This window comes from Actinorectispora metalli, from assembly GCF_056323685.1.
Map to the genome: position 1 here is coordinate 516,647 of NZ_JBREYE010000002.1, position 24,006 is coordinate 540,652.

Consider the following 24,006-nt stretch of genomic DNA (forward strand, 5'->3'; position numbering starts at 1 on the left):
GGTGCGGGCGACCAGCGGCCATACCCAGCACGCGCGCGAGGTTCGCCTGATGGGCGACCCTGTGCGGGGTCGATCTGTCAGTACCCGGCGATCGGACGCCCCAGTTCACACAACACCGGTCGGCCGTCGCGGACGGCCCGCAAGGCCGCCTCGATCCGCCGTCCCAGCCGCGGCTTCACCAGCCCGCGCGCCTCCGCGGGCGTGAACATCCCCAACGACCGGATCTCGGTCTCACACGGCTTGATCGCCCGGTAGGTGCTGTCGCCGATGACCCCGCCGTCGAACACGAACGCCAGCGCCTCGGCCATCACATCCTCGGCCGGGATGTAGTCCACCACCAGCAGTGCCCCCAACGGCGGCGGCGAAATCCCCAACTCCTCGCGCACCTCCCGCGCGGCCGCCGCCCACGGCGCCTCGTCGTCATCGGCGGCCCCACCGGGCAACTCCCAGGCAGGCTGCTTGTAGGTCGTCTCGACCAGGAGCACCCGGCCCCGCTCGTCCCGAAACACCACCCCGCCCGAGGTCCGCTTCCGATTCAGGGAGGCCGCGTACTCCTCAAACGGCAAGATCTTCATGCCCCCGAACGCTATCCCCCACCCAGCCCAAAACCACCCCCCTGTGATCGTCCGAATGCCCATCGGCATACCCCGAACCGTTACCTACCACTCCAAGCTGATCTATTGACATTCGATAGCATGCGAGCGATAGTCGATCTATGTTGGCTGAACATCGAGCGGTGGCGCCGCTCAGAGTCTTCCTCGTGCTGTTGTTCGGGATCCTGGTCGTGTTTCAGACCCTGTCCCTGCCGGGCCAGTTCGCACACATGGCCAAGGAGTCCCCGAACGACGCCCACCTCAGGTGGCCCTTGACCGCCATCGCCGTATTCCTGGTGCTGTGCGTCCAAGTAGTGGTCGTCTCGACCTGGAAACTGCTCACCCTGGTCAAGAAGGACCGCATCTTCAGCGAGGCCTCCATGATCTGGGTGAACGCGATCGTCTGGGCGATCGCCGCGGGCTGGCTGGTCCTGCTCGGCGTGTTCCTCTGGGTCGGCTTCAACGCCGACGACCCCGGCATGCCGATGCTGCTGCTCCTGATGCTGATCGCCGTCACCGTGCTGGGCCTGCTGATGGTGGTCATGCGCGCACTGCTCCGGCAGGCGACGACCCTGCGCACCGACATGCAAGCGGTGATCTGATGCCCATCGTGGTCCGCATCGACGTCGAACTGGCCAAACGCAAAATGAGCGTGGGCGAATTCGCCGAACGCGTCGGCCTCACCCCGGCGAACGTGGCAGTCCTGAAAAACGGCCGGGCCAAAGCAGTCCGCTTCAGCACCCTCGAAGCCATGTGCCGGGTGCTCGACTGCCAGCCCGGCGACCTCCTTGAATGGGTCGATGACCCTTCCGCACCGACCGATTCGCCCGGAGGGCAGACCTCATGAAATACCTCCCAGCCTTCGCCGCCGTTCTCGCCATCGCCCTCGGCGTCGCGATATTCGTGTACGGCGGGTACGACGACTCACCAGGCGCCCAACTCCTCGGCGCCGCCATCGTCGTCGGCGCGGTCGTCTACGGCGTGAGAACCGCCCGCCGCACCAGCTAGAGGTGCCGCGACTAGGTGAAGTACGGCTCGCTCCGCTCGGAATACCCGTGCTCGATCCGCAGCTGTATCGAAGGATGGATGTTCAGCCTCGCCAGATCCTCGCGGGCGACCCACTGAACCTCGGTCGACTCGGAACTGCCCCGAAGCTCACCGCCAACCGGCCGAGCCCGAAAGCAGATCGAGAACTGCTGCCGTACTTCGCCATCGCTGTAGGCCACGACGTGGTTGGGGTCGGAGTACACGCCGATCAGCCCGGTCACCTCCACGTCGATACCCGCTTCTTCTCGCACCTCCCGCACGACGGTGTGGCTCAGCGTTTCTCCAAGCTCGAGCTGCCCGCCCGGTATCGAGTGCAGCTTGTTATCGGTCCGCCGAATCATTAGCAGTCTGTCCTGCTCGTCCAGAACGAACGCGGTGACGGCGACGGCGATGCTGTTGGGCTTGGGTGCGTTCGGATCGTGGAAGTAGTCGACACGGGCCATGATGCCCCCTAGAAGATCGCTGGTTTGGATGCATGCCAGACGGTCTCGAAGCTCTCCGCATAGGTCTCGAAGAGGTCCCCTGCGGACAACCTGCGGATATGTAGAGCAGGAGCATGAGGCCCTGGAATGCCGTAGACGTGGGTGTTGACAACCATCTCGTCATCAAAGCGGAAGATCGAGTTGTAGAGCGTTGTCCTGTGGAACCGCATCTGGATGCCGGCATGTCCGTCAAGGGCGCGGTACTGGCTGAGGGTGTAACGGATTCGTCCTGCCAGGGTCCCTTTGCCTAGTTGTTCTTCCTCGCTTCGTTTGGCGACTTCGCGGCTCATGGGATCTCCGAAAGCGATTCGGATTCGGGTTCCGGCGGTGGCCTTCTGCGCGAGGGTTCTGATGTAGGTCGGCCGTTCGATCAGAAACTGCGCGGCGTGAGTGAGTATCTCGATCTGGTGAGTTGCCGAGCCGATGAGCCTGTCCCAAAGGGCCACCGGTGTGTCGTTGCGGTGTGGGTAAAGCTTCACCAGCTCTGAGCTGCTGATTTGTGCCTTGTCGTGCGGTCCGTGCGCGTCTGGCCAGAGGTAGTTCTCTGACTCTTTGACCATCATCGCGATGGCGCGGCGATGCTTGCGGTAGGGAATGCGCCCCTGCGTTACCCATCGCTCGACAGATTTGGGATCGACATCGACGGTCCGTGCTACCCCGTCGTATGTCAAACCGTTGCGCAACAGCGCTTCTCGCAGTCGCTCGTTCGGCATCTCGATGACCTACGGCTCTTGAGGGACGTCTTGATCTTAGCGAAGACGTCTCTAGATGTCCCGCTGCGTGGTGCCCCCGTCCCTCTTTTCAGCCGATCTGGGCAGTATGGGTATTTCGCAGGATGATGCTGATCGGTTGGCGATTGACGCGTTTCCGCAGTTGGAGCGGTTGGTTGAGCTTCGGAAGGCCGGCTGGGTATTTCTTGCGCCGGTCGCTGATGAAAGCGGGTCGGTGGTCGAAGTCAATGGGTTCAAGCCGTGGCCGGACGGCTGGGTGGATGGGATTCGCATTCGGTCGGCCGACGACGTGCTGGCGATTCGGTGCGATGGGGGAGAGCCGCCGGGAATCGTGTGGGAGCGCTGCGGCGGGCTTGCCGACGTCATCGCCGAACTCCTTGTGTTGCCCGCGCCGGGCAGCCGGACCGCGCCTCGCCTGATCATCGGCAGCGCCCCCGTGCTGTGGACACCCTGAACCGGGAGGGGGTTGGCGCCGGGGTATTCCGGAATCTCCTGCACCGGCTCCCCGCGGGCAGTTACGGCATCAGGTTTCGTGGCCTGAACCTGTGGTTCGCCGCCTGTGGGGCGGTCGCCATCGGCACCGCGGACACGCGGCCTATGCGGTGTCCGCGGTGTTGGGGTTAGTTGGCGATGGGCTCCAGGAGGCGGAGAGCTTTCAGTGCCATGGTGGCGTCGAAGAGCCAATCCGTGTCCTGGAGGCGGTCGCCGAAGAGTTCTTCCAGTTGGCGGAGCCGGTAGCGGACGGTCTGGGGGTGGACGTCGAGGTGGGCGGCGACCTCGGGGGCGCTGCCGCGGGTTTCGAGCCAGGCGAAGAGGGTTTCGTGCATGCGGTTGCGTTGTTTGGGGGTCAGCGCCGAGAGGGGTTCCAGGGTGCGTTGGACCAGTTCGCGGGCCAGGAACTCGTCCGTCAACAGCATCAGGGTGGAGAGGTGGCGGTCGGCGCGGATGATCGCGGTGTTGTCGATGATGCCGCGTTGCATCAGGACGATCGTGCGGCGGGCGCAGCGCAGGGAGCGGCGGGCCTCGATGAGCGGGACGTGCGGGCCCGCGGCGCCGCGCCAGCCTGCCAGTTCGCGCTCAAGCTGGGGGAGCTGGCTGTCGGGATCTGTGAGCAGGACGCAGGGCTCGCCGCCCTCCAGGTCCACCAGGATGTCCTCGTCCAACGCGGGCAGCGGCAGGTGGTGCTGGTCCTTGCGGTACTCCAGGGCTACCAGCGTGACGCGGTCGGGCAGTGGCCACTGGGCCGCCGCGGCCAGGTCGGCGATCATCATGGGGGAAGCCGGGGGATTGGCCAGGATCAGGTCGAGCAGGCGTTTGCGGCGGCGTTGGGTTGCGCCGCTCTCCCTGGCCTGGGCCTCGGTGTAGCCCTCGAGTGACAGCCAGGACAGCTCGTCGATGTAGGCGAAGATCGCCTCGGCGAGCAGGCACATGATGGGCATCGGCAGCCGCTCGCGGAGGCCGTATTCGGAGATCTTGCGCCAGGCGACGCGGGCGCCGACGCGATAGGCGGTCTGCAATGTATCGAGGCTGCGGCCTTCCAGAACTTCGCAGCGGCCCAAAAGGCGAAATAGTTTCACGCGGTCGTCGTGGCGGATGGAAGGGTCGACCATGCGGTCGATGAACAGCTGAATGGCCTGTTCCACGCCATTGGTGATGACCTTGCCGAATGCGCCTTCCACGGGGCGGGCGTACTCGGGAATCTTGTGCTGGATTTCTCTCAGCAGCTCGTCTGCCAGGTCGGATGCGAATGCGCGGAATCGCGGGGCCAGCTCGCGGGGCAGCCTGGCGAAGAGGTCGCTGGCCGGGTCGGCCCGTCGGGTGTCCTCCGCTCGTGCCGGGAGCATGGCGGTCGAGTTGGACTTGCCGCGTCGAACCGGTTCGAGCGAATTCATCGTCTTCACTGGCCTATCGGGTCGCTGTGGCGTGGCGCAGTCGACGGCAACCCCGAGGAAAGAGAGTGCTTCTACGCTGAAGCGGAAGGCTCGGCGGAGCGGGCCTCTTAATAGGCCCGACAAAACGTCGACTGGCGGCACATTTTACAGACGATTGAATGGCCAGGTCGTATAAGGGGGGCAATATCACTTGTGTTGCGAACGTTATAAACGACTATAGTGGATCTAGCATCGAAATGACAGGCTTCCGGGCAAGCGGGTGAATTAGCCGCTTGCCCGGAAACGGGCATCAGTTGCCGGGAATAACCGGGAGCACGCCCAGCTGGTCCGCCGCGGGAGTGGTGATCTCCACCGGCTGGCCCCAGTCGTGGTACTTGGCGTCGATCTTCACCGAACCGCCGGTGGGAAGCTGCGCGTCGACCGCGGTCTTGATCGGCAGGTCGTTGCCGTCGACCCAGGCCGTGACCGTGTAGGTCTCCAGGCCCGCGCTCGACAGTTGCTCAAGCTGACGCTTCTGCGCGGGGTCCTTGGCGGCGGCCAGGGCTTCCTTGACGTTGGCGGTGATCTTGTACTTCAGCGCCTGCACACCGTCGACCGTCTCCTCGGTCTTCTCCTCGATCTTCGAGGTCGGAGGCACCGTGGTCGCCAGGCTGGTGGAGTTCTTGAGCCGGATCGCGACATCGGCGATGGCTTGGCCGAGCGGGTTGTCGTTGGCGCCCGCGTTGAGCTTGATCCACGGCTTGCCCTGCAGCTGCTGGGGCTGCGGCACCTTGATGAACAGCGTGTCGGCGGTCATCACGTAGGCCAGCGGATCCGCGCCCTCGGCGGAGGGCTTCAGGTCGCAGGAGGCGGCGGATTCGGCGAACCGGATTTTGCAGGGCCCACTTCCGGTGCCCTGAATTTCCACGTCGACGACGGCGGTCTGCTTCTGCTTCGCGGCCTCGGAAGTCTTCGTCAACAGCTCGTCGACCGACTCGTACGTCTTCGGTTCGGGTCCGGAGCCGCTGCTACATCCGACAAGCAGCCCCACAGCCGCGATTCCGGCGGCCAGCAAGCCGATCTTACGCATTGTTCTCCCTCGCAGGTGCAGGTGTTTGGAGTGACTATTGCGCAGGTGTTACCCCGATAACATGCCCCGCCGCATATTTGTCTGAGGATGCGCGAATCTCCTAACGGCGGCGTGTGCGCTGTGACAACTCCGCGAAGCCCGTGAATCATGAAAAAGCTTTCACAGGTGGAGGTGGATCGTCCGCTAAGGGTCACCGCCGATTTTTATAATCTGGATGACAAGTTACCCCGCCGTTACCGCCCCGACCGTCACCCTGTCGCCTGTCTGTCGTTTCTCCGGGCAACGATCCCGGTGTGGTGGAGGTGCAGGTGGCTGTTCAGGTCCGGGTGCTTGGCGAGTTCGAGGTGTTCCGGGGCGGCGACGTCGCAACCCCGTCGCAACCCAAACTGCGCCAGTTGCTGGCCCTGCTCGCGCTCAGCCGGAACACCATCGTCAGAACCGACGCACTGTGCACCGAACTGTGGGGGCACACGCCGCCGCACAAAATGCACGCCAGCCTGCAGGCCTACGTCTCCAACGTGCGCAGGCTGCTGGCCCCCGTGGGGGCGGACGAGCCCGGCCGCATAGCGCTGCTGCACAAGCCCAAGGTCGGCTACGTGCTGCAACTGCCCGAGCAGCGGCTCGACGCCGCCTGTTTCAGCGACCTGGCCGCCCAGGGCCGCTCCGCGCTGCGGGGCGGGCGCTGGGAGGAGGCCTCGGACACGCTGGGCTCCGCGCTGGACATCTGGCGGGGCGCCGCACTCTGCGACGTCGACGCGGGCCCGATGCTCAGCGAGCACATCCGCCGCCTCTCCGAGGACCGCACCACCGTGCTGGAACAGCGCATCGAGGCCGACCTCGTGCTGGGCAGGCACCAGGAGCTCATCGCCGAACTCAGCGGCCTCATCGACGCCCACCCCGCGCACGAGGGCCTGCACGAGAAGCTCATGCGCGCCCTCCAGCACACCGGCCGCCGCTCCGAGGCGCTGACAGTGTTCCGCAGGCTCCGCGCCAACCTCATCGAACAACTCGGCGTCGAGCCCGGCGAGGCGCTCCAGCGGCTGCACAGCGAACTGCTGGACGGCCAGCCCGACGCGGGTGGCCACGCCAGGACAGCGATCTCGCTGGTCCCGCGCCCCGCCCAGCTGCCCCCGTCCCCGCAGCCGCTGGTTGGCAGGGCGACCGAGGCGATCGAGGTGGCCAGGTCGCTGCGCGCCGGCGGCCAGGGCCCCGCCGTGGTCACCGTGACCGGCGCCCCCGGCAGCGGTGTCACCGCCTTCTGCACGCATATCGCCAACCGCGTCCGCGAGGACTTCCCGGACGGCCAGTTCTACGCCGACCTGGCCGCAATCGACACCGGCGCCGCGCTTGGCGGCTTCTTGCGCGGCATCTACGGCGCGGAGTTCATCCTCCCGGTCAGCGCCCCGCAGCGACTGGACCTGTTCCGGAGCTGGACGGCCAAGCACCGGGTGCTGGTCCTGCTGGACAACGTCAGTTCCGTGGAGCAGCTCACCCCGCTGCTGCCCACCGGCTCCGGCTCCGCGGTCGTCGCGGGCACCCGCAGGGCCATCGCCGATCCGCTGTGCGGCCTCCCGATCCGCCTCAAGCCGCTGTCCGCCAACGACTCCGCCCGCGTGATGGCCTCCATCGCCGGCCGCCGCATCGAGGAGGCACCCGAGGCGGCGCTGGAGCTCTCCTGGCTGTGCGAAGGCCTCCCGGTGGCACTGAGCGCCATCGCGGGCAGGCTCGCCATGCGCCCGCACTGGACGGTCGCCCGCGCCGTCGAGCAACTCCGCCCGCTCGGCGACCGCCTCCGCGAACTCACCAGCGGCCGCTTCGACCTCCGCGACAGCATCCGCAAGAGCCTGGAACACCTCGACCACGAGGTACTGGACGTGCTGCTGCGGCTGGCGGGCAGCCAGACCGACACGGTCACGGTTGCCTCCGCCGCCACGGTCTGCGTGCTCCCGGAATGCACGGTGGAGGAGTCGCTGGAGCTGCTGGTCGAGCACCAGCTACTGGACGTCACGTCCGAGCCCAACTCCCCGGAGCTGTATTACCGCATGTCCCCGCTTATCCGCCTCGCGGCCGCCGCCGTCCACACCTGCTGATCCACGCTCGGTCAGTCCTTGCGGGCGAGTACCCGGTAGGTGTTGCTGATCTTCAGCCGCTCGGAGAAACTGCCGACCGCGAAGTCGACGAGAAACGCCGCGACGACGATCGGGTAGCCGACGGCGACCAGCGCGGACCGGGCTACCCTGGCGAGCATCCCGGGTGGCTTGGGCCGCCAGGGGAGATCCTCGGCAGGGCTGATCCGTTGGAAGAACATGTAGGTGGCCAGCGCCAGATCGACCGGTGCGTGCGCCTCTTTCCGCTGGGCCGCCACGACGGTGAACCCCAGCGACTCCAGCCGACTGCGAAGCTGCGCCATCGAGATGAAGTGCAGGTGCTGAGGCTGAAGATGAGCCACCCACCAGCGCCCCAGAATGCGACTCCACCGTGATTCCGCGTCCGGCACCTCGATCAGCAGGTGCCCTCCGGTGCGCAGCACCTTGTGTGCCGCCGCCAACTCATCTTGGGGCGTGACGGCATGCTCCAGGTAGTGGAACATGCTGATCATGTCGTAGCTGTCCTCCAGTTCGTCCGCCAGTTCGACGAACAAACCGCGGAAGCCGCGTTCGATCCAGCCCTTGTCCTTGGCGGCATCCACGCCCGCGCTGAGGTCCAGGCCGTGGAAGACGGTGCCGGTGAAGCGCCGCGAGGCGACCTTGCAGAAATGGCCGTGTCCGCAGCCCACGTCCAGCCATTCGCGGGGGGCCAACCCGTCCGGGACAATGGCCGCCCGGAGGCGGTAGACGAACTCACCCGTGCCGAACAGCTTGTCGATTCGCTCTTGGCCGAGACCGTCGTAGAAGTCCCGGTAGTAGAAGTCCAGCCCCTCGACGGTGAGTTTGGGGTTTTGGAAGACGGTGCCGCATTCCAGGCACTTGTTCAGCACGAAGGTGCCCGGTTTGCGCTGGTACAGGTCGGGGATGCGGGCGTGTTCGACCAGCCGGGCGCCGCCGCACCATGCGCAGTCGGGGCGTTCGGGATGGAAGAACCGGTCGACGCCCTTGGCCAGTTCCTCCCGATAAGCGGGCCTGGCCTTCTCGACGGCGGCGGCATACGCCCGCTTCTTTTCTCTCGTGGACAGTTCGCGCATCACGGTGCTCCCTTTAGCGGGGCTAGATCACCGTTGATGGCGCCCGGTCAACATCACCTGAGCCGCTGCCGCGGCGCGGATTCGTTCAGTCCTTGCGGGCGAGTACCCGGTAGGCGTTGGTGATCTTCAGCTTGGCGGAGAAGGGGTTCAACGCGAAGTCGACGGCCAGCGCCAGGAAGAAGACGGGGATGGCCGCGCCGATCACCGCGGAGCGCAGCGCCCTGGCGAACCTGCTCGGGGGCTTGGGGCGCCAGGCGAAGTCTTCGCCGGGGGCGAGGTAGTTGACGAGGTTGTACCAGGCCAACGCCAGATCGATGGCGCCGTGGGCTTCCTTGCGGTGGGTGTCGACGACGGTGAAACCGAGTGCCTTCAGGCGCTTGTTGAGCTCACGCATGGGGATGAAGTGCAGGTGCTGCGGTTGCAAGTGGGGCAGCCACCAGCGGCCGAGGATGCGGCTCCAGCGGGACTCGGCGTCGGGCACCTCGATGAGCAGGTGGCCGCCGGTGCGCAGCACCTTGTGCGCGGCCTCCAGCTCCTCGGCGGGAATGTAGGCGTGTTCCAGGTAATGGAACATGCTCACCAGGTCGTAACTGTCCTTGAGCTCATCGGACAACTCGACGAACAGGCCGCGGTAGCCGCGTTCGATCCAGCCGTTCTCCTTGGCGATCTCCACGCCCGCACTGAGGTCGAGGCCGTGGAAGACAGTGTCTTTGAAGCGCTCGCCCGCCACCTTGCAGAAGTGGCCGTGACCGCAGCCCACGTCCAGCCATTCGCGGGGGGCCAGCTCGTCGGGGACGATGCTGTGCCGCGCCCGGTAGCCGAATTCGGCGGTGCCGAACAGCTTGTCCATCTTCTCTTGGCCGAGACCGTCGTAGAAGTCGCGGTAGTAGAACTCCAGCCCCTCGATGGTGAGCTTGGGGTTCTGGAAGATCGTGCCGCACTCCGTGCACTCGTCCAGCACGAACGTGCCGGGCTTGCGCTGGTACAGGTCCGGTATGCGCTGGTACTCCCGGACCAGGACGCTGCCGCACCACGCACAGTCGGGACGCTTGGGGTGGAAGAAGCGGTCGATGCCCTTGGCCAGGTCCGCGCGGTAGGCGGGCCGGGCTTTCTCGACGGCGGCGGCATGCGCCTGTCGCTTGGCCTTCTTCGACAGTTCGCTCATCGCGCTGCTCCTTCCAGTATGGCAAGCCGCTCGGCGGCCTGCGCCGCCGCGGCGGCACCTCCGGCCGACTGGAAAGACTCGGCGATGCGTGCCGCTCCCGCGCGCAGTCCGCTGTTCTCGTCCAGCACCGTGTCGATCGCGGAGCCCAGATGGGTCGCGGTCGCCCGGCCGAACCGGACACGAACGCCCGCACCGGCTTCGACCACCTGACTTGCTACCACCGGCTGGTCGTCGCGGATAGGGGCCACCACCAAAGGCACGCCGTGCCACAGGGATTCGCAGACGGTGTTGTGTCCGGCGTGACAGACCACGGCGTTCACCTGGGGGATCAGCTCCAGCTGCGGCACCCGCTCACGGACCAGGACGTCCCGGTCGGATTCGCCCGCCAGCTCGCCGGTCGGGTCCACCACCACCGCCTGCACCTCCGAGGACCGTTCGCGCACCGCGGCGACGCATTCGCGCAGGAAGCGCGAGCCCGCATCGGCGTTGGCGGTGCCGAGGCTGATCAGCAGGCGCTGCCGGGCGGGGTCCAGCCAGTCCCACGGAAAGTCCGCCGTGGACGGGCGGTGGGTGATGGCGGGACCGACGAAGCTGACGCCGGGCAGGTCGGAGCCCAGCAGCTCCGGAGTGGTGAAGGCGAGCACGAGATGCGGCGAGAACCGCGGATCGGTGCCACTCGCCGGGTCGCCGATGCGGTCGCGCAGGCCCTGAATCTGCTCCCGGACCCAGGCGTCGACCTTGGGCGTGGCGGTCAGCGGGTCGATCAGCTCGGCCGAGGTCGTCGCCGAGGTCGCCCACGGCAGGCCCAGGGTCTCCGCGATCAGCCCGCCGGCCAGTGCCTGCTGGTCGGTGACGATCACCTCGGGGCGGAACTGCTCGGCCGCGGCCCGCACGCCCGGCGCCATGGCGTCGGCCAACGGGATGATGAAGCTCTCCCACAGGAACTTCAGCGCCGCGGGGCCACGCAGCTCCGGCGGGCGGGGCGTCACCTCGGGCACGTCGGCGGGAAAGACCTGCTCGTCGCCCGCCAGCGCGGCGATCAATTCCGGCTGTCCCGCCCAGGCCACCTGGTGGCCGCGGTCGCGGAGTTCCGCGGCGACGCTGGCGGCCGGGTTGATGTGGCCGTGCAGCGGCGGGACGACGAACAGGAAACGTGTCATGGCGTTGTCACCAAACCGGTTGTCTTCGGGGCGGAGTGTTCGAGAATCCAGTTCAGGGTCAGCTCGCGGACCTGCGCGGTGGCCTCCACCAGGATCGAGTGATCCTCACCGGGCAGCGTCACGTGCCGGTAGTGGGGCATCAGGTTGGCCAGCTTGGGTGCCTGCTCGCGCAGATCGGAGGCTTCGCCGTAGAGGGCCAGCACCGGGCGGTCCACAGCGGCGATCTCGTCGTCGGTCAGCGTGCGGCTCTTGGGCAGCTCGAGGTGCAAGTCGTTCGAGTGCAGCTTCTTGGCGCCACTGCGCAGCAGCCGCATCATGTGTTCGTTGTTCTTGCCCAGCACCTTGATCGCGTCCTCCTCGAGCAAGGCGACGCGAGCCTCGGCGAAGTTCTTCGCCCACTTGGGCTCCCAGTCCTGCTGCGGCGGCTCGGACTCGATCAGCACGACGCTGGCGGTCAGCTCCGGGTACTCGGCGGCGAAGCCGAACACGACGCAGCCGCCGAAGGAATTGCCGACCAGGTGCACGGGCCGGTCGATGCCCAGCTGGTCCAGCACGCCCTTGAGGTCGTCGATGAAGTGTTGCAGGGAATAGCCGCTCACCGGATGCGTGCTGCGACCGTGCCCGCGCTGGTCATACATGATCACGTCGAAACCCGCCTCGTGGAAGGCGGGCGCCAGCGTGAGCCAGTAGCTGGCGAGGCTGTCCACGACGATGCCGTGGACGCAGACCACGATCGGCGCCTCCGTGGGCTGCTCCATGCGCACCACGTTGAGCGACATACCGTTCACGCTGAGCTTCATGCGCCCGCCTCGTTCAGGGAGCGGGCGATGAAGTGCACGATGTCGCCGACGGTCATGTCGATGATCTCCTCGAGTTCCATGCCCGCGATGAACTCGGCGAAGTTGACCCGCTCGCCGTAGCGGCCCTGCAATTTGGCCGCGAACGCCACGAGGTCGATGCTCTCCAGCTCCAGGTCCTCGTGGAACTTGGTGTCCATGTCGATCACGTCCACGTCGTCCCCGAGGTCGTACTCGGCGAGCAGCTCGCGCAGCAGTGATTCGACCTCGGACAGGACGGCGTGCGGAGCAACGCCCTGTACCAGCTCACCGTTGTTCACCTGGGTTCTCCTTTTCCTTCGCCGTGCACCGTCCAGGCCACGACATAGCGCCGATCCGGCAGGCCCTGCGGGTTTCGCACGGTCCGGTGACGCACTCGGTACTCATGTCCGCCGGTCACGACCAGCAGTTCTTCCTCGTTCACCTCGGTCACCGGGTACGAGCGCGTCGGCTCGCCCTCGGCCTTGGCCGCCGCCGTCCGCACCGCCATCAGCAGCGCCTCATCGGGGCTGCCTGTGACCTCGCGGGCGTCGATGCCCACCCTCGCCGGTCCCGACCGGACGATCGACGCGCCGAGTTCACGGCAATGCGTCGACGACACGGCCAGGTCCGGAAGCTTCCTGTCGTAGCGTCCCGTCACACAGGACTGTCCATTGTGGTCGTCGCCGACGATGACCTCCGCGGGGAAGACCTCGCCTTCGCCGCTGTCCCACAGGTGGCTGCGCACGGCGTCCTTGACCGCGATCCGGCCGAGCAGCCACTGGCGGCGCTCGCGCGGCGGGTGCAGTTCATAGGCCGAGCGCTCGTTTCCGCCGAGGAAGTTGCGGGAGACCAAGTCGCGGGAGGCCAGCCCCGGCCATTGCTCGAACACCGCGAACCAGTCGCCGTCCTGCCTGCGGGACAGGGTGTTGCGGCCCGGGAAGCGGTCCATCCGGCGGATGTCGGGGTTGCTGTCGAACCGCCGGTCGGCCCATCCGGTGCAATCCGCCCAGACTTGACCGTCCTTGATGAGCTGCATATCGGCTTCGAGGCTGTCATGGGTCAACGCGGTGATCCGTATCCGGCACTCCAGCTTCTCGCCCACCGCCGGATGCGGGCCGAAGAAGCGGAGCTTGGACATCTGCACCGGGAACACCGTGGTGCGCTCCCGCTCGGTCGACATGATCCAGTAGCCGAGCACCTGCCCGACGTTGTCCATCAACGCCCCGGGCGCCGACGGGGTGGTCAGGGTGGCGCGGACGAAGTTCTCGCCGATGCCGTTCAGTTCGGTGACGGCCTGGAACCGCGGTCCGTGGAACATCCACCGCTCGGTGTAGAGCTGTTCAGCGGCGATCTCCGGCCTGCGCTCCTCGGCGAAGGGCCAGTCCCACACCGCGGGCGGTCGCGGGTGGTTCGCGGCGAGTCGGACGACCGCCGTGGCGCGGTCCCCCATGGTCACGGCGGCGCGGTCGCCATCGACCGTGACCGTGACGGGCACGTCCACGGAGGGGATCGCCGCGATCCAGCGGTGCAACACCACGTCCTCCACGGCGATCGCGGTGCTGCCGGGCACGGCCTGCTGGGCGAAGTCCATGCAGTGCTCGATCAGCGTGGTCGCGGGCACCACCGGCCACCTGTCGGCATCGTCCGGCCATCCCGGCTTCTGCTGGAAGAAACAGTGGTCCAGCAGGTACGGCATGGTCTCGGTGGACACCCGCAGCACGGTGTGCGCGGTACCGGCATAGCGTGGTGCGGGGGCGGGCGGCGCTACGGCGACCCCGTTGCCTGCGGCGCCATTTCGGGCGGGTGTGGCATTGCGTGCCGCCGTGATCAGCTCCGCCGCGGTGTTGGCGGTGTCGCGCATCATCGCCGACAGCTCGGCCGCCAGGGGATTTCCGCCGACGAGCTTGTCCAGTGCGGAGGCCGTGCCGCTGGAGGCGCCCAGCATCGGCGTCAGCGTGCGTCGCGCATCCTCGCTGAGCGACACCAGCGCACCACCGAGGTCCAGGTCGATCCGCGAGCGCTGGTGGGCGCCGGACACTGCCTTGGCCCCGGCCGACAGTGAGGGATGCCCGTCCACCCACAGCGCCGTGGTGACGCGGCTGAGCTGCGCCATGCCGCGGCGGCCGTTGACGGCGGCCGGAATCGCCAGGTGTTCCCGCCCGCTGAGGGTGTCGGTGATCAACGAGCTGACCTGCCCGACTCCCAGCTGGAGGAACGCGCGGAAGCCCCGGGCGTACATGGCCTCGATGAGTGGACGGAAGCGCACCGGTTCCAGCAGGTGCCGCACGAATAGCCGCTGCACCTCGGCGTGGTCGGCGGGGTAGACCTCGGTGGTGGTGGCCGACCAGACCGGAATCCGCTGGGCGTGCTGCTCGTGGCGGGCCATCGCTTTCGCGATCGGCTCCAGGTACGGCTCCAGCATGGGCGTGTGGAACCCGGATTGGAACGGCAGCACCTGGCCGAGGACGTTGCGGCCGCGGAACTCCAGCACCACCGCGTCCACCTCGGTGGACGGACCGCAGATGATCGACTGGTTGGGCGCGTTGTCATGCGAGAGCACCACATCCGGGTGTCCCGCCAGCACCTGCTCCACCTGCTCGGCCGGGGCGCCGAGCACCGCGAACACCACGCCCGGCACGCTCATCGCGTGCCGCGCGTAGTACTCGATCAGCGAGTCGACCTGCTCGGGGGTGTGGATGCCACCACAGGCCATCGCTGTCCACTCGCCGACGCTGTGCCCGGCGACCGCGTTCGGCACCACGCCCAGCTGTTGCAGCGCCCTGTCGAGCAGGATTCCAAGCCGGACCGCGGCGGCGCCGTGCCCGATGATGTCGCCGACCGCGGCCTGCTCCGGGGCCCGCAGGCCGAAGTGCGCGGCCACGTCCGTCACGTCGGGGGAGAACTCGTTTTCCAACCCGGGGAAGATGAACGCCACCTTGCCCTGGGTTAGCAGCGGCTCCGGCGTGAACCAGATGTCGTTGCGCCCTCGCCACGACTTGCCCTTGGCCACGATCCGCCGCGCCCTGGCGAGCTGCTTCTCGCCGGGGTCCACGATGCCGAGGCGAACCGGCGGGCTTTCGTCCACAGTGGACGTGAGTACCTGTGAGTCCGGTGCGTCCAGCAGAGCGGACAGCTCCGCTACGCTGTGCGCGGCCAGTCGAAGTACCCGCTCCGGCTCGGTGACCACGACGGCGGGCGGCGCGGAGGCGGCCTGCTCCAACACGATGTGCGCGTTGATCCCGCCGAAGCCGAAGGCGTTCACGCCCGCCCTGCGCACCCCGTCGGTCTCCCACGGCGTCGCCGTGGCGAGCGGCGCGAACCGGGTCTTGGCCAGGTCGGGATGCGGGTCATCGCAGTGCAGCGTCGGCGGCAGCACCCCGTGGTACACGGCCAGTGCCGCCTTGACCAGCCCCGCGACGCCCGCCGCCGGCATCACGTGGCCGATCATCGACTTCACCGAGCCGATCGCGGTCCGGTGCCCGTTGGGCGGACCGAACACCTCGGCCAGCGTCGCCAACTCCGCGGTGTCACCGGCGGGCGTCGCGGTGCCGTGGGCCTCCAGCAGACCGATGGCGTGCGGGTCGGTGGGATCCAGGCCCGCGGCCTGCCAGGCCTGGCGGACGGCCCGCACCTGACCGCCGGGGTCGGGGTTGAACAGGCTCGCGGTGCGGCCGTCGCTGGCCACTCCGCTGCCGCGGATCACCGCGTAAACCCGGTCGCCGTCGCGTTGCGCGTCGGCCAGTCGCTTGAGCACCACGACTCCGGTGCCCTCGCCGATCAAAATCCCATCGGCATCGCGGTGGAACGGCCTGATCCGCTGGCTGGGTGACAGCGCGCGCAACTGGGCGAAAACACTCCAGAAGGTGATGTCGTGGCAGTGGTGCGTCCCGCCCGCCAGCATCACATCGCAACGCCCCGATTCCAGCTCCCGCACCGCGTGGTCCACCGCCACCAGCGAGGACGCACAGGCGGCATCCACTGTGTACGCGGGTCCGCGCAGGTCGAGCCGGTTCGCGACGCGAGAGGCGGCGAGGTTGGGCACCAGTCCGATGGAGGACTCGGGGGAGTGCGGCCCGAGTTCCTCGGTGAACGCCTCCCGGACCTTCTCCAACTGCTCCGCGCCGAGACCGGGCACCAGCTCGCCCAGCGTGCGCACCAGCTGGCTCGCGGTCCGGACCCGTTGGTCCAGCCGCACCAGACCGGGGGTGAGGTACCCGCCGCGGCCCAGCACGATGCCCACGTGCTGGCGGTCCTCGGGCAGCTTGCCGCCCGCGTCCGCGATGGCCGAGGCGGCCACCTTCAGGGCGATGAGCTGATCCGGTTCGGCGCCCGCCACCGAGTTCGGCATGATCCCGAACTCCGTCACGTCCACCTCGGCGGATACGAAACCGCCGCGGCGGCAGTACACGCGATCGGCGCGGGTCTCCTCGGGGGCGTAGAACTCCGCGTCCCACCGGCCCGGCGGGACGTCGCTGATCGCGTCGACGCCCTCGATCAGGTTGCGCCAGTACGCCGCCAGGTCAGGTGCGCCCGGCAGCAGTACCGACATCCCGACGATCGCGATGGGCTCCACGCGCTACCTCACCAGCCCGACGCGGTGTAGGTGACGGCGTCCTCGGTGCTCGCGCCCCAGGCCAGCTCGCGCAGCAGCGCCAGCGTGCCCTCCTCGGGGTCGATCAGCTTGATGCCGCGCTTGGCGTAGGAGCGCATCAGCTCCGGCGAGACCATGCCGTCGTGCTTGCCGGTCGGCGCCCACGGTCCCCAGTGGACGGTCAGCGCACGGCGGTCGGTGCCCGCCCAGGCCCGGCCGATCTCCTCCAGCGCGTCGTTGGCTGCGGCGTAGTCGGCTTGGCCGCGGTTGCCGAGCACCGCGGCGATGCTGCCGAACAACACCGCGAACCGCTTGCCGTCGGGCAGGTGGTCCATCGCGGACAGCACCGAGCGGGCGCCCTCCACCTTGGTCTCGAACACCCGCAGGAACTCGTCCTGCTCCTTCTCCGCGATGAGCCGGTCGGAGATGATGCCCGCCGCGTAGATGACGCCGTCCAGCCGCCCGTGCTCGGCGTAGATCTCCTTCACCGCCCGCTCGACGGCCTCGGCGTCGCGGACGTCCAGCGAGTGGTAGCGGGCCTGGCTGCCCAGCTCCTCCAGTTCGCGCAGCGTCTGGGTGACCTCCCGCTGCGCCAGGATCGACGCGACCTTGCGCTCCACCTCGGCGGGGGAGCGCATGCCGCCCGCGATCAACGCGCCACGCAGCGCCGTGGCATCGCCCGCGGCGGCGATGACCGCTTCCTCGGCGCCTTCCGGACGGGCGGTGCGGCCGAACAGCTCGATGCGGCAGCGGCTCGCGGAGGCCAGGGTGGCGGCGAACCGGGCGGTGATGCCCTTCGCGCCGCCCACCAGCAGCACCACCGACTCGCTGTCCAGGCCCAGGGCGGCGGCTTCGGCCGCGCCGTCCCCGGCGGGGCCCGCTCCGCTGCCCGCCAGCAGGTTCGGCGGTGCTTCGACCAGCTCAAGGCCGCGCCTGCCGATCGCGTCGCGCACCACAACGGGTGCGTCCGCGGCGAGCAGTTCGGCGACGATGAACCCGGCCGCGAGCTCGGGCGCGGTGCCCGCGTCCAGCTCGACGAGCCTGGCGACCGTGTCGGGGTATTCGCGGGCCACGGTGCGGAAGAATCCGCGCAGACCGCCCGAGTTCTGCTTGGGCGCCACCGCGATCAGCCAGCGCGCACCGTCGGTCAGCGCACGCCGGAAGTCGGGATAGGCCTCGGGCAGCGCGGGAACGGTGAGGTGGATCAGCCCGTCGTAGGCACCGTCGGAAAGCTCCGCGCCCGCCGCGGCCAGCCGGGCGGCCACCGCCTCGGCCAGCGGGCCGTCGCCGTGCACCGCGAACCGCTTGCCCGCCAGGCCGGCGGCGGGAGCGGTGATGTCGGGCAGCTCCACCTCACGCACGGTGCACCGCCGCGGGGCCGCCACCAACGGCGCCGGCTCATCCACAGTGGACACAGCGGGGGCAGGCTCGGCGGGGGCCTCGATCACGTCGACGACTGCCCCGCCGACGTGACCGGTCACCACCTCGGTGATGCCCGCGGCGGTGCGTTGTTTGGCCAGGCTCTCCAACAGCGTGGAGCCCGCGTCGGCCAGGTTCAGCCGCACGTTGAGCTCGCCCGCGATCTCCGCCCGCTTGATCGAGTCGATGCTGAGGTCGGCCTCCAGGTCGAGGTCGGCCTCGATCATGTCCACCGGGTAGCCGGTGCGGGCGCTGATCACGTCCAGCACCACCTGCAGCGTCTCGTCGGCGCCCAGCCGCCCGGACTCCTCGACCGGGGCCTGCTGCGCGGCGGGCATCTCGACCTGCGGCGCCGCGAGCTGGGGAGCCTGGATCTCCTGGGGCGCGGCCATGACGACCTGCGGTGACATCGTGACCACCTGGCCGGGGGTGCCGAGGTAGCTGATCAGCACGTCACGCTGGGCGGCGACGAGTTCCCGGCTGTTGCGCAGGAACTCCGAGATCAGCGCCTCCTGTGCGGATGCGTCGCGGGCCACCGGTGCCTCCAGGTTCAGTTCGATGCGTCGGGCCGGCGTCAGCGCGCCGGAGGGGATGTCGCCGCTCGCGGTCCGCACCAGGTGGCCGTCGACCGTCCACCCGGCCCGCTTGGGCGCCTTGCGGCGACCCGCGTCCACGGCGTCCCGGCCCGCGAACAGCCAGTCGGTGCGTACGTCGAGGCCCGCGGTGGCGAGTTGGGCCAGCGCCTGCAGGAATCCGCGCAGCCCGTCCTTGGGCTTGGGTTCGCAGGCGATGCTCTGATGTGGACGGTCACCGAGGACGTCGCCGACCAGCTTGGTCAGCACCGACCCCGGACCGGCCTCCACGAAGACCCGCACGCCCGCGTCGTACATGGCCTCGATCTGGTCGGCGAAGCGCACCGGCGAGATGATCTGCGCCGCCAACTCGGCGCGGATGGCGTCCGGCGGCGCGGGGTAGGCCCGCGCGGTGCGGTTGGACAGCACGGTCAGCTCGGCCGGGTGCAGCGGGGCGGCCTGCAGCACCTTCGCGAACGCCTCCTGCGCCTCGTTCACCAGCGGGCTGTGGAACGCGCAGGCCACCTGGATCCGCTTGGCGCCCAAGCCCGCCGACTTGAGCACCTCCACGGCCCGCTCGATCGCGGGCGTCGGCCCGGAGATCACCGTCTGCTTCGGCGAGTTCCGGTTCGCCGTGACCACCTCGCCCGCCAGGCCCGCGGTGCTCAGCGTCTCCTCGATCCGCCGCGCGTCGGCCGTCACCGCCGCCATCGCGCCGGGGTCGGTGCCCAGGCTGGACAGGATCGCCTCGGCGCGGCCCGCGCTGCACTCGATGAGCGTCTCGGCGTCGAACACCCCGGCCGCGGCCAGCGCGACCAGTTCGCCGTAGCTGTGCCCCGCGACCAGGTCGGGCCGCACGCCCGCCCTGCCGAGCAGGTCGAACACCGCCAGTCCCGCGATGCCCAGCGCGGGCTGCGCGATGCGGGTGTCGGTGATCGACGTGAGCTGCCGCTGCGCGGCGTCCTCATCGAAGGTGGCGGGTGGGTAGATGCGGTCCGCCCACTCGCGGCCCAGCTTGAGGTACCGCTGGAGTTCGGGGAACGCCACGAACAGCTCGGCCAGCATGCCAGGCCGCTGGCTGCCCTGGCCGGGGAACAGCACCCCGACCTTCGGCGCGGGTCCGCCGACGGCGACGTACACGCCGCGGTGCGGGTTGGCCTGTCCGGCCAGTGCCTGCTCCAACTGGCCTGCGAGCTCCTCGACGCTGCCCGCCACCACGGCCAGCTGAACCGGGCCGGTGCTCGGGCGGCGGGCCGCGGCCAGCGCGAGGTCACGCAGCCGCCAGTCACCCGCGGCGGCCAGTTCCAGCAGCCACTTCGCGTCGCGCTGGGCGGCGGGCAGGTCGGCGCCGCGGAAGGTGAACAGCTCCGCGGGCCACTCGTCCCTGGTGTGCGCGGGCGGCGGGCCCGCGTCGTAGGCGGTGAGCACGGCGTGGAAGTTGGTGCCGCCGAAGCCGAAGGCGCTGACGCCCGCGATCCGCTCGTGCACCGGCACCGCCCACGGGGTCGCCTTGGCGTGGAAGACGAACGGGCTGGTGTCGGCCTCCCACGCCGGGTTGGGCCGCTCGACGTGCAGCGTCGGGGGCCGCACGCCGGTGTGCAGCGCGAGCGCCACCTTGATCAGGCCCGCCAGACCGGCGGCGCACTTGGTGTGGCCGATCTGCGACTTCACCGACCCCACCGCGCAGGAGGCGGGCTCGGCGCCCGCATCGGTGAACAGCGTGGTCAGCACCGACAGCTCGGTGCGGTCGCCGACCACCGTGCCGGTGCCGTGCGCCTCCACCATGCCGACCTGCGCGGGCGACACCCCTGCCTGGGCGTAGGCCCGGTCCAGGGCGCGGCGCTGGCCCTCCGGCCGCGGCGCGGTCAGGCCGAGCGAGCGGCCGTCGGAGGCGCTGCCCACGCCCTTGATCACGGCGTACACGCGGTCGCCGTCGCGTTCGGCGTCGGAAAGCCGCTTCAGCACCACGCAGGCCACGCCCTCACCGAGCGCGATGCCGTCGGCGGTGGCGTCGAACGTGGCGCAGCGGCCGGTGCGCGACAGCGCGCCGACCGAGGCGAACATCAGGTAGTCGTTGATGCCGTTGTGCAGGTCCCCGCCACCGCACAGCACCAGGTCGCTGGAACCGGTCACCAGCTCTTTGCACGCCACATCCAGCGCGGCCAGCGAGGACGCGCACGCCGCGTCCACGGTGTAGTTCGCGCCGCCGAGGTCGAGGCGGTTGGCGATGCGGCCCGCGATCACGTTGGCCAGTACCCCGGGGAAGGAGTCCTCGGTCAGCCCCGGAAGCTGCTCCTCAAGCTCGCCGGGCACCTCGCCGAGATAGGCGGGCAACGTCGTGCGCAGCACACCGGCGTTGGACAGATCGCTGCCGGACTCGGCGCCGAACACCACACTCGCCCGGTCCCGGTTGAACGCCCGGTCGGCATAGCCCGCGTCCTTGAGCGCCCGCGCCGCTGCCTCCAGCGCCAGCAGTTGGACGGGCTCGATGCTGGCCAGCGAGGACGGCGGGATGCCGTACTTCAGCGGGTCGAACGGGATCTCCGGCAGGAAACCGCCCCATTTCGACGGCGTCTTGTCGGTGCCGCCGTCGGGGGAGTAGTAGACCGAGGTGTCCCACCGGGTGGCGGGCACCTCGGTGATGGAGTCCACGCCGTCCAACACGTTCGCCCAGAACGTGGCCAGGTCGGGCGCCTGCGGGAACATGCAGGACATCCCGACGATCGCGATGTCCATCGCCTCCGGACGCGGTGCCTCGTCCCGCACCGGCGTGTCGACGGCGGCGGCCAGGAACTCGGCGGCGCCGGTCGTGACCGAGGCGTGCAGGGCGGCGACGGTGGTCACCGCGTCGCGCAGCACCGCCACCTCGCCCGCCATGAACATGCCCTCGGAGAGCTGGCGGTCCTCGTCGACCGAGCGCAGCTCATCACCGATGCGCTCGATCCCCTTGCTGGCCAGCCGCAGCCGACCCACGTTGAGCTGCTCGAGTTGCTCCCAGGCCTCGCGGTCGGCGACGCCGTCGGCGGAGAGCCGCTGCTTGATCGAGCTGAACTCCTCGGTGAACGGGCTGTCCACGCAGCGGGTCGCATGGCCGGGGGCGGTCTCCAGCAGTGAAGTCCGCGAGGCGGCGATCACCTGCTGCTGGAAGGTGGAGCCAACGGCGCCGTTGCGGACGGCTTCCTCGGTGAACAGGTAGGCAGTCCCCATCAGCACGCCGACCGCCACACCGCGCTCCGACAGCGGGGCGGCGGCCGCCGCCACCATCGCCGCGGACCGCTCGTCGTGGATGCCGCCCGCGAACAGGACCTGGCAGCCCGCGCCGTTGGGCAGGGCGTCCAGCAGCACCTGGATCTGCGCCTCCCACAGCGGGAAGCTGGCCCGCGGCCCCACGTGCCCGCCGCACTCGGCGCCCTCGAAGATGAACTTCCGCGCGCCCGCCGCCACGAACTGCGACAGCAGACCGGGGGAGGGCACGTGCAGGAAGGTGCTGATCCCCACCGCCTCCAGCGTCTCGGCCTGCGAGGGCCGCCCGCCCGCGATGATGGCGTGCGACGGCCGGATCTCCCGGATCACCTCAAGCTGCTCGGCGCGGGTCTCCTCGGCGGCGAACCCCAGCACGCCGACACCCCACGGGCGCTCACCCAGCCGGTCGCGGGTTTCTTCCAGCAGCGTCCGGGTCTGCGGGCCGCGGGACAGCGCCAGCGCAACGAACGGCAGCCCGCCACCCTCCGCCACCGCCGCCGCGAACGAGGCCTGGTCGGACACCCGGGTCATCGGTCCCTGCGCCACCGGCAGCGGCGAGCCGAACGCCGGGTTCGGGCGCAGCGTGTCCACCGCCGAGGCCCGAACCGCCATCGCCTCGCGGACGCCGCGCACCGCGGCGCCCACCGAGCCCCAGCGGTCGGCGAAGCGCTCGGCGAGGAAGCCGTCCTGCCCGACGGGCAGCCCCGACACCCGGCCGCGGCGCTCCAACACGCGAATGCCGTCCCGGACAACCGTCTCCGAACCATCCATACCGGACAGCGCGGCCACAACCTCCGCTGTCGGCGCGGCCTCGGCGAGCAACGCGAGCTGGGTGTCCAGCACGACACCGGCCGCGCCGCCCGCGATGGCCGCCGCCGCGGTGTTCGGCCCGATCCCGCCACACGCCAGCACCGGCAGGTCGACCTCGGCCAGCAGCTGCTGGAGCAGCACGAAGGTGCTCAGCTCCCCGACCTTGCCGCCTGCCTCGTGGCCTCTGGCGATCAGGCCGTGCGCGCCCGCGGCGGCACGTGCCTCGTCCAGGCCGGTCACCTCGACCAACACCCGGCGGTCACCGTAGGCATCCAGTCGGGCACCCGCGGGCACGATCACGGTGGTCGCGTTGTCGGGCAGCGCGAGGACACAGTCGTGGGGGATACGCACACCGAACGACCCGTCGATCCACTCCGCGGCCAGCGCGAGCTGCTGGGCAGCGCGTCGATCGCCGGAGCCAAGGTCCAGCACGCCGAGACCACCGGCTCTGCACACGGCGGCGACCAGCCGCGCGTTGGGCCGTCCCAGCGGACTGATTCCAACGAGCTCAGGGGTGTGCAGGGGGAAAGTCATGATTCACCGGACCTGGCGACTCGATTAACCGGAATTTGTTGTCTCACATCATGGTTGCCACAGTATGAGATGGCAGGGATCTTCAGTGAAACGCTAAAAGTGTGCGGCGTCAATGCTTCGATTAGTCCGGTTGGCTCCTGGTGCGGGCACCCAAGTGCCAGCCAAGCACAATACAAGCGGGCATCAAGTGGGCAGCAGGGATTCTGGCGCGTTTCGCCACGGATCCCAAAGTTTGTGGTTCGGTGAGTATTACGGTGGTCGCCGGTTGTGACAATCCCCTAATTGCGGGGGCCGCCAGGCCGTGGCAATCCGCCTGTCGATACGCTGAGGGTTGGGCCCCGGCTCGCGGCAGGTCGAACGCCCAGGTAGGCGACTTCTGTCGCCCGGTGACAACCCTGGCACCTGGAACTCTCCCCGCAGCTCAAGTTGCCTATCCGTTATCACGGAACCGATCATGTCGCCCGGCGTGGCGCTTGGGAGACACCGAACTGCGCTCGGTGACAAATACGTTCAAGCTCTTTGGCACATCGATGCTAAGAATTCTTGAGTGTACTGAAAGACGGCTATCCGACGGTCCGTGCGGGCTGTGACGTGCGTTGTACGGGGGTCTTGCCGCTCGCTGACCTCGGAGTTAGCTTACTCCGCGGTAACACAGGTTAATTTCCCTGTGCCGACTGATAAACGGGGATGTTTTTCCGT

General features: G+C 68.9%; 17 protein-coding genes. 5 read left to right on the forward strand and 12 right to left on the reverse strand.

Going from position 1 to position 24,006, the window contains the following annotated elements; translation table 11 throughout:
- Window positions 1-77: 77 nt before the first annotated feature.
- Window positions 78-575: an NUDIX domain-containing protein gene (locus tag ACU6XJ_RS22530; protein WP_476315190.1), complete on the reverse strand. Its 498-nt coding sequence runs from the start codon at window positions 573-575 to the stop codon at window positions 78-80.
- A gap of 140 nt (window positions 576-715) precedes the next feature.
- Between ACU6XJ_RS22530 and ACU6XJ_RS22535 the strand changes: the two genes are divergently transcribed.
- From ACU6XJ_RS22535 to ACU6XJ_RS22545, 3 genes are read left to right on the forward strand one after another with little or no spacing between them, the layout of a single operon-like run.
- The gene (locus ACU6XJ_RS22535; RefSeq protein ID WP_476315193.1) at window positions 716-1,195 is read left to right on the forward strand and encodes a DUF2975 domain-containing protein; all 480 of its coding nucleotides are present in this window, start codon (window positions 716-718) and stop codon (window positions 1,193-1,195) included.
- Window positions 1,195-1,440, forward strand: a complete 246-nt coding sequence (locus ACU6XJ_RS22540) for a helix-turn-helix domain-containing protein (RefSeq protein ID WP_476315196.1) — start codon at window positions 1,195-1,197, stop codon at window positions 1,438-1,440. Before ACU6XJ_RS22535 ends, ACU6XJ_RS22540 begins: the two co-directional genes overlap by 1 nt.
- Window positions 1,437-1,601 (forward strand): hypothetical protein, encoded by a 165-nt coding sequence (locus ACU6XJ_RS22545; RefSeq protein WP_476315199.1) that lies wholly within the window; start codon window positions 1,437-1,439, stop codon window positions 1,599-1,601. The genes ACU6XJ_RS22540 and ACU6XJ_RS22545 overlap by 4 nt, the downstream gene beginning before the upstream one ends.
- Window positions 1,602-1,612: 11 nt before the next feature.
- On the opposite strand, the gene ACU6XJ_RS22550 is transcribed toward ACU6XJ_RS22545, so the two are convergent.
- Together ACU6XJ_RS22550 and ACU6XJ_RS22555 are read right to left on the reverse strand one after the other, a co-directional pair.
- The gene (locus ACU6XJ_RS22550; protein WP_476315202.1) at window positions 1,613-2,083 is read right to left on the reverse strand and encodes an NUDIX hydrolase; all 471 of its coding nucleotides are present in this window, start codon (window positions 2,081-2,083) and stop codon (window positions 1,613-1,615) included.
- An 8-nt stretch (window positions 2,084-2,091) separates the two neighbouring features.
- On the reverse strand, window positions 2,092-2,835 hold the full coding sequence (locus tag ACU6XJ_RS22555; RefSeq protein WP_476315205.1) for a DUF5919 domain-containing protein: 744 nt from the start codon (window positions 2,833-2,835) through the stop codon (window positions 2,092-2,094).
- Between the two features lie 106 nt (window positions 2,836-2,941).
- Here ACU6XJ_RS22555 and ACU6XJ_RS22560 point away from each other — a divergent pair, with 106 nt between their 5' ends.
- On the forward strand, window positions 2,942-3,307 hold the full coding sequence (locus ACU6XJ_RS22560; protein WP_476315208.1) for a hypothetical protein: 366 nt from the start codon (window positions 2,942-2,944) through the stop codon (window positions 3,305-3,307).
- Window positions 3,308-3,473: 166 nt separating this feature from the next.
- Here ACU6XJ_RS22560 and ACU6XJ_RS22565 read toward each other — a convergent pair whose 3' ends face one another.
- Window positions 3,474-4,745 carry a PucR family transcriptional regulator gene (locus ACU6XJ_RS22565; protein WP_476315211.1) on the reverse strand — a complete coding sequence of 424 codons (1,272 nt, stop codon included), beginning with the start codon at window positions 4,743-4,745 and terminating at the stop codon, window positions 3,474-3,476.
- A gap of 289 nt (window positions 4,746-5,034) precedes the next feature.
- The gene (locus ACU6XJ_RS22570; protein WP_476315214.1) at window positions 5,035-5,814 is read right to left on the reverse strand and encodes an SCO4651 family lipoprotein; all 780 of its coding nucleotides are present in this window, start codon (window positions 5,812-5,814) and stop codon (window positions 5,035-5,037) included.
- 308 nt (window positions 5,815-6,122) lie between these two features.
- On the opposite strand from ACU6XJ_RS22570, the gene ACU6XJ_RS22575 reads away from it, so the two are divergent.
- Window positions 6,123-7,904 carry an AfsR/SARP family transcriptional regulator gene (locus ACU6XJ_RS22575; protein ID WP_476315217.1) on the forward strand — a complete coding sequence of 594 codons (1,782 nt, stop codon included), beginning with the start codon at window positions 6,123-6,125 and terminating at the stop codon, window positions 7,902-7,904.
- A gap of 11 nt (window positions 7,905-7,915) precedes the next feature.
- Here the strand turns inward: ACU6XJ_RS22575 and ACU6XJ_RS22580 are convergent, their stop codons facing one another.
- The 7 genes from ACU6XJ_RS22580 to ACU6XJ_RS22610 all read right to left on the reverse strand — a co-directional run bounded on the left by ACU6XJ_RS22580 (window position 7,916) and on the right by ACU6XJ_RS22610 (window position 23,307).
- The gene (locus tag ACU6XJ_RS22580; protein ID WP_476315220.1) at window positions 7,916-8,995 is read right to left on the reverse strand and encodes a class I SAM-dependent methyltransferase; all 1,080 of its coding nucleotides are present in this window, start codon (window positions 8,993-8,995) and stop codon (window positions 7,916-7,918) included.
- Between the two features lie 85 nt (window positions 8,996-9,080).
- A complete protein-coding gene (locus ACU6XJ_RS22585) occupies window positions 9,081-10,160 on the reverse strand; it encodes a class I SAM-dependent methyltransferase (RefSeq protein WP_476315223.1) in 1,080 nt (359 codons plus the stop codon).
- Entirely contained in the window at window positions 10,157-11,320 is a 1,164-nt protein-coding gene (locus tag ACU6XJ_RS22590; protein ID WP_476315226.1) for a glycosyltransferase, read from the reverse strand. The genes ACU6XJ_RS22585 and ACU6XJ_RS22590 overlap by 4 nt, the downstream gene beginning before the upstream one ends.
- Window positions 11,317-12,120 (reverse strand): alpha/beta fold hydrolase, encoded by an 804-nt coding sequence (locus tag ACU6XJ_RS22595; protein ID WP_476315229.1) that lies wholly within the window; start codon window positions 12,118-12,120, stop codon window positions 11,317-11,319. Before ACU6XJ_RS22595 ends, ACU6XJ_RS22590 begins: the two co-directional genes overlap by 4 nt.
- The gene (locus ACU6XJ_RS22600; RefSeq protein ID WP_476315232.1) at window positions 12,117-12,437 is read right to left on the reverse strand and encodes an acyl carrier protein; all 321 of its coding nucleotides are present in this window, start codon (window positions 12,435-12,437) and stop codon (window positions 12,117-12,119) included. The genes ACU6XJ_RS22595 and ACU6XJ_RS22600 overlap by 4 nt, the downstream gene beginning before the upstream one ends.
- Entirely contained in the window at window positions 12,434-16,711 is a 4,278-nt protein-coding gene (locus tag ACU6XJ_RS22605) for a beta-ketoacyl synthase N-terminal-like domain-containing protein (RefSeq protein ID WP_476315235.1), read from the reverse strand. Before ACU6XJ_RS22605 ends, ACU6XJ_RS22600 begins: the two co-directional genes overlap by 4 nt.
- A gap of 8 nt (window positions 16,712-16,719) precedes the next feature.
- Entirely contained in the window at window positions 16,720-23,307 is a 6,588-nt protein-coding gene (locus ACU6XJ_RS22610) for an SDR family NAD(P)-dependent oxidoreductase (RefSeq protein ID WP_476315238.1), read from the reverse strand.
- Window positions 23,308-24,006: the final 699 nt, after the last annotated feature.

Excerpts from the sequence above, each read along its gene's own strand:
- ACU6XJ_RS22530 (WP_476315190.1), bottom strand. The coding sequence starts at position 575 with ATGAAGATCTTGCCGTTTGAGGAGTACGCGGCCTCCCTGAATCGGAAG.
- ACU6XJ_RS22535 (WP_476315193.1), top strand. The coding sequence starts at position 716 with ATGTTGGCTGAACATCGAGCGGTGGCGCCGCTCAGAGTCTTCCTCGTG.
- ACU6XJ_RS22540 (WP_476315196.1), top strand. The coding sequence starts at position 1,195 with ATGCCCATCGTGGTCCGCATCGACGTCGAACTGGCCAAACGCAAAATG.
- ACU6XJ_RS22545 (WP_476315199.1), top strand. The coding sequence starts at position 1,437 with ATGAAATACCTCCCAGCCTTCGCCGCCGTTCTCGCCATCGCCCTCGGC.
- ACU6XJ_RS22550 (WP_476315202.1), bottom strand. The coding sequence starts at position 2,083 with ATGGCCCGTGTCGACTACTTCCACGATCCGAACGCACCCAAGCCCAAC.
- ACU6XJ_RS22555 (WP_476315205.1), bottom strand. The coding sequence starts at position 2,835 with ATGCCGAACGAGCGACTGCGAGAAGCGCTGTTGCGCAACGGTTTGACA.
- ACU6XJ_RS22560 (WP_476315208.1), top strand. The coding sequence starts at position 2,942 with ATGGGTATTTCGCAGGATGATGCTGATCGGTTGGCGATTGACGCGTTT.
- ACU6XJ_RS22565 (WP_476315211.1), bottom strand. The coding sequence starts at position 4,745 with ATGAATTCGCTCGAACCGGTTCGACGCGGCAAGTCCAACTCGACCGCC.
- ACU6XJ_RS22570 (WP_476315214.1), bottom strand. The coding sequence starts at position 5,814 with ATGCGTAAGATCGGCTTGCTGGCCGCCGGAATCGCGGCTGTGGGGCTG.
- ACU6XJ_RS22580 (WP_476315220.1), bottom strand. The coding sequence starts at position 8,995 with ATGCGCGAACTGTCCACGAGAGAAAAGAAGCGGGCGTATGCCGCCGCC.
- ACU6XJ_RS22585 (WP_476315223.1), bottom strand. The coding sequence starts at position 10,160 with ATGAGCGAACTGTCGAAGAAGGCCAAGCGACAGGCGCATGCCGCCGCC.
- ACU6XJ_RS22590 (WP_476315226.1), bottom strand. The coding sequence starts at position 11,320 with ATGACACGTTTCCTGTTCGTCGTCCCGCCGCTGCACGGCCACATCAAC.
- ACU6XJ_RS22595 (WP_476315229.1), bottom strand. The coding sequence starts at position 12,120 with ATGAAGCTCAGCGTGAACGGTATGTCGCTCAACGTGGTGCGCATGGAG.
- ACU6XJ_RS22610 (WP_476315238.1), bottom strand. The coding sequence starts at position 23,307 with ATGACTTTCCCCCTGCACACCCCTGAGCTCGTTGGAATCAGTCCGCTG.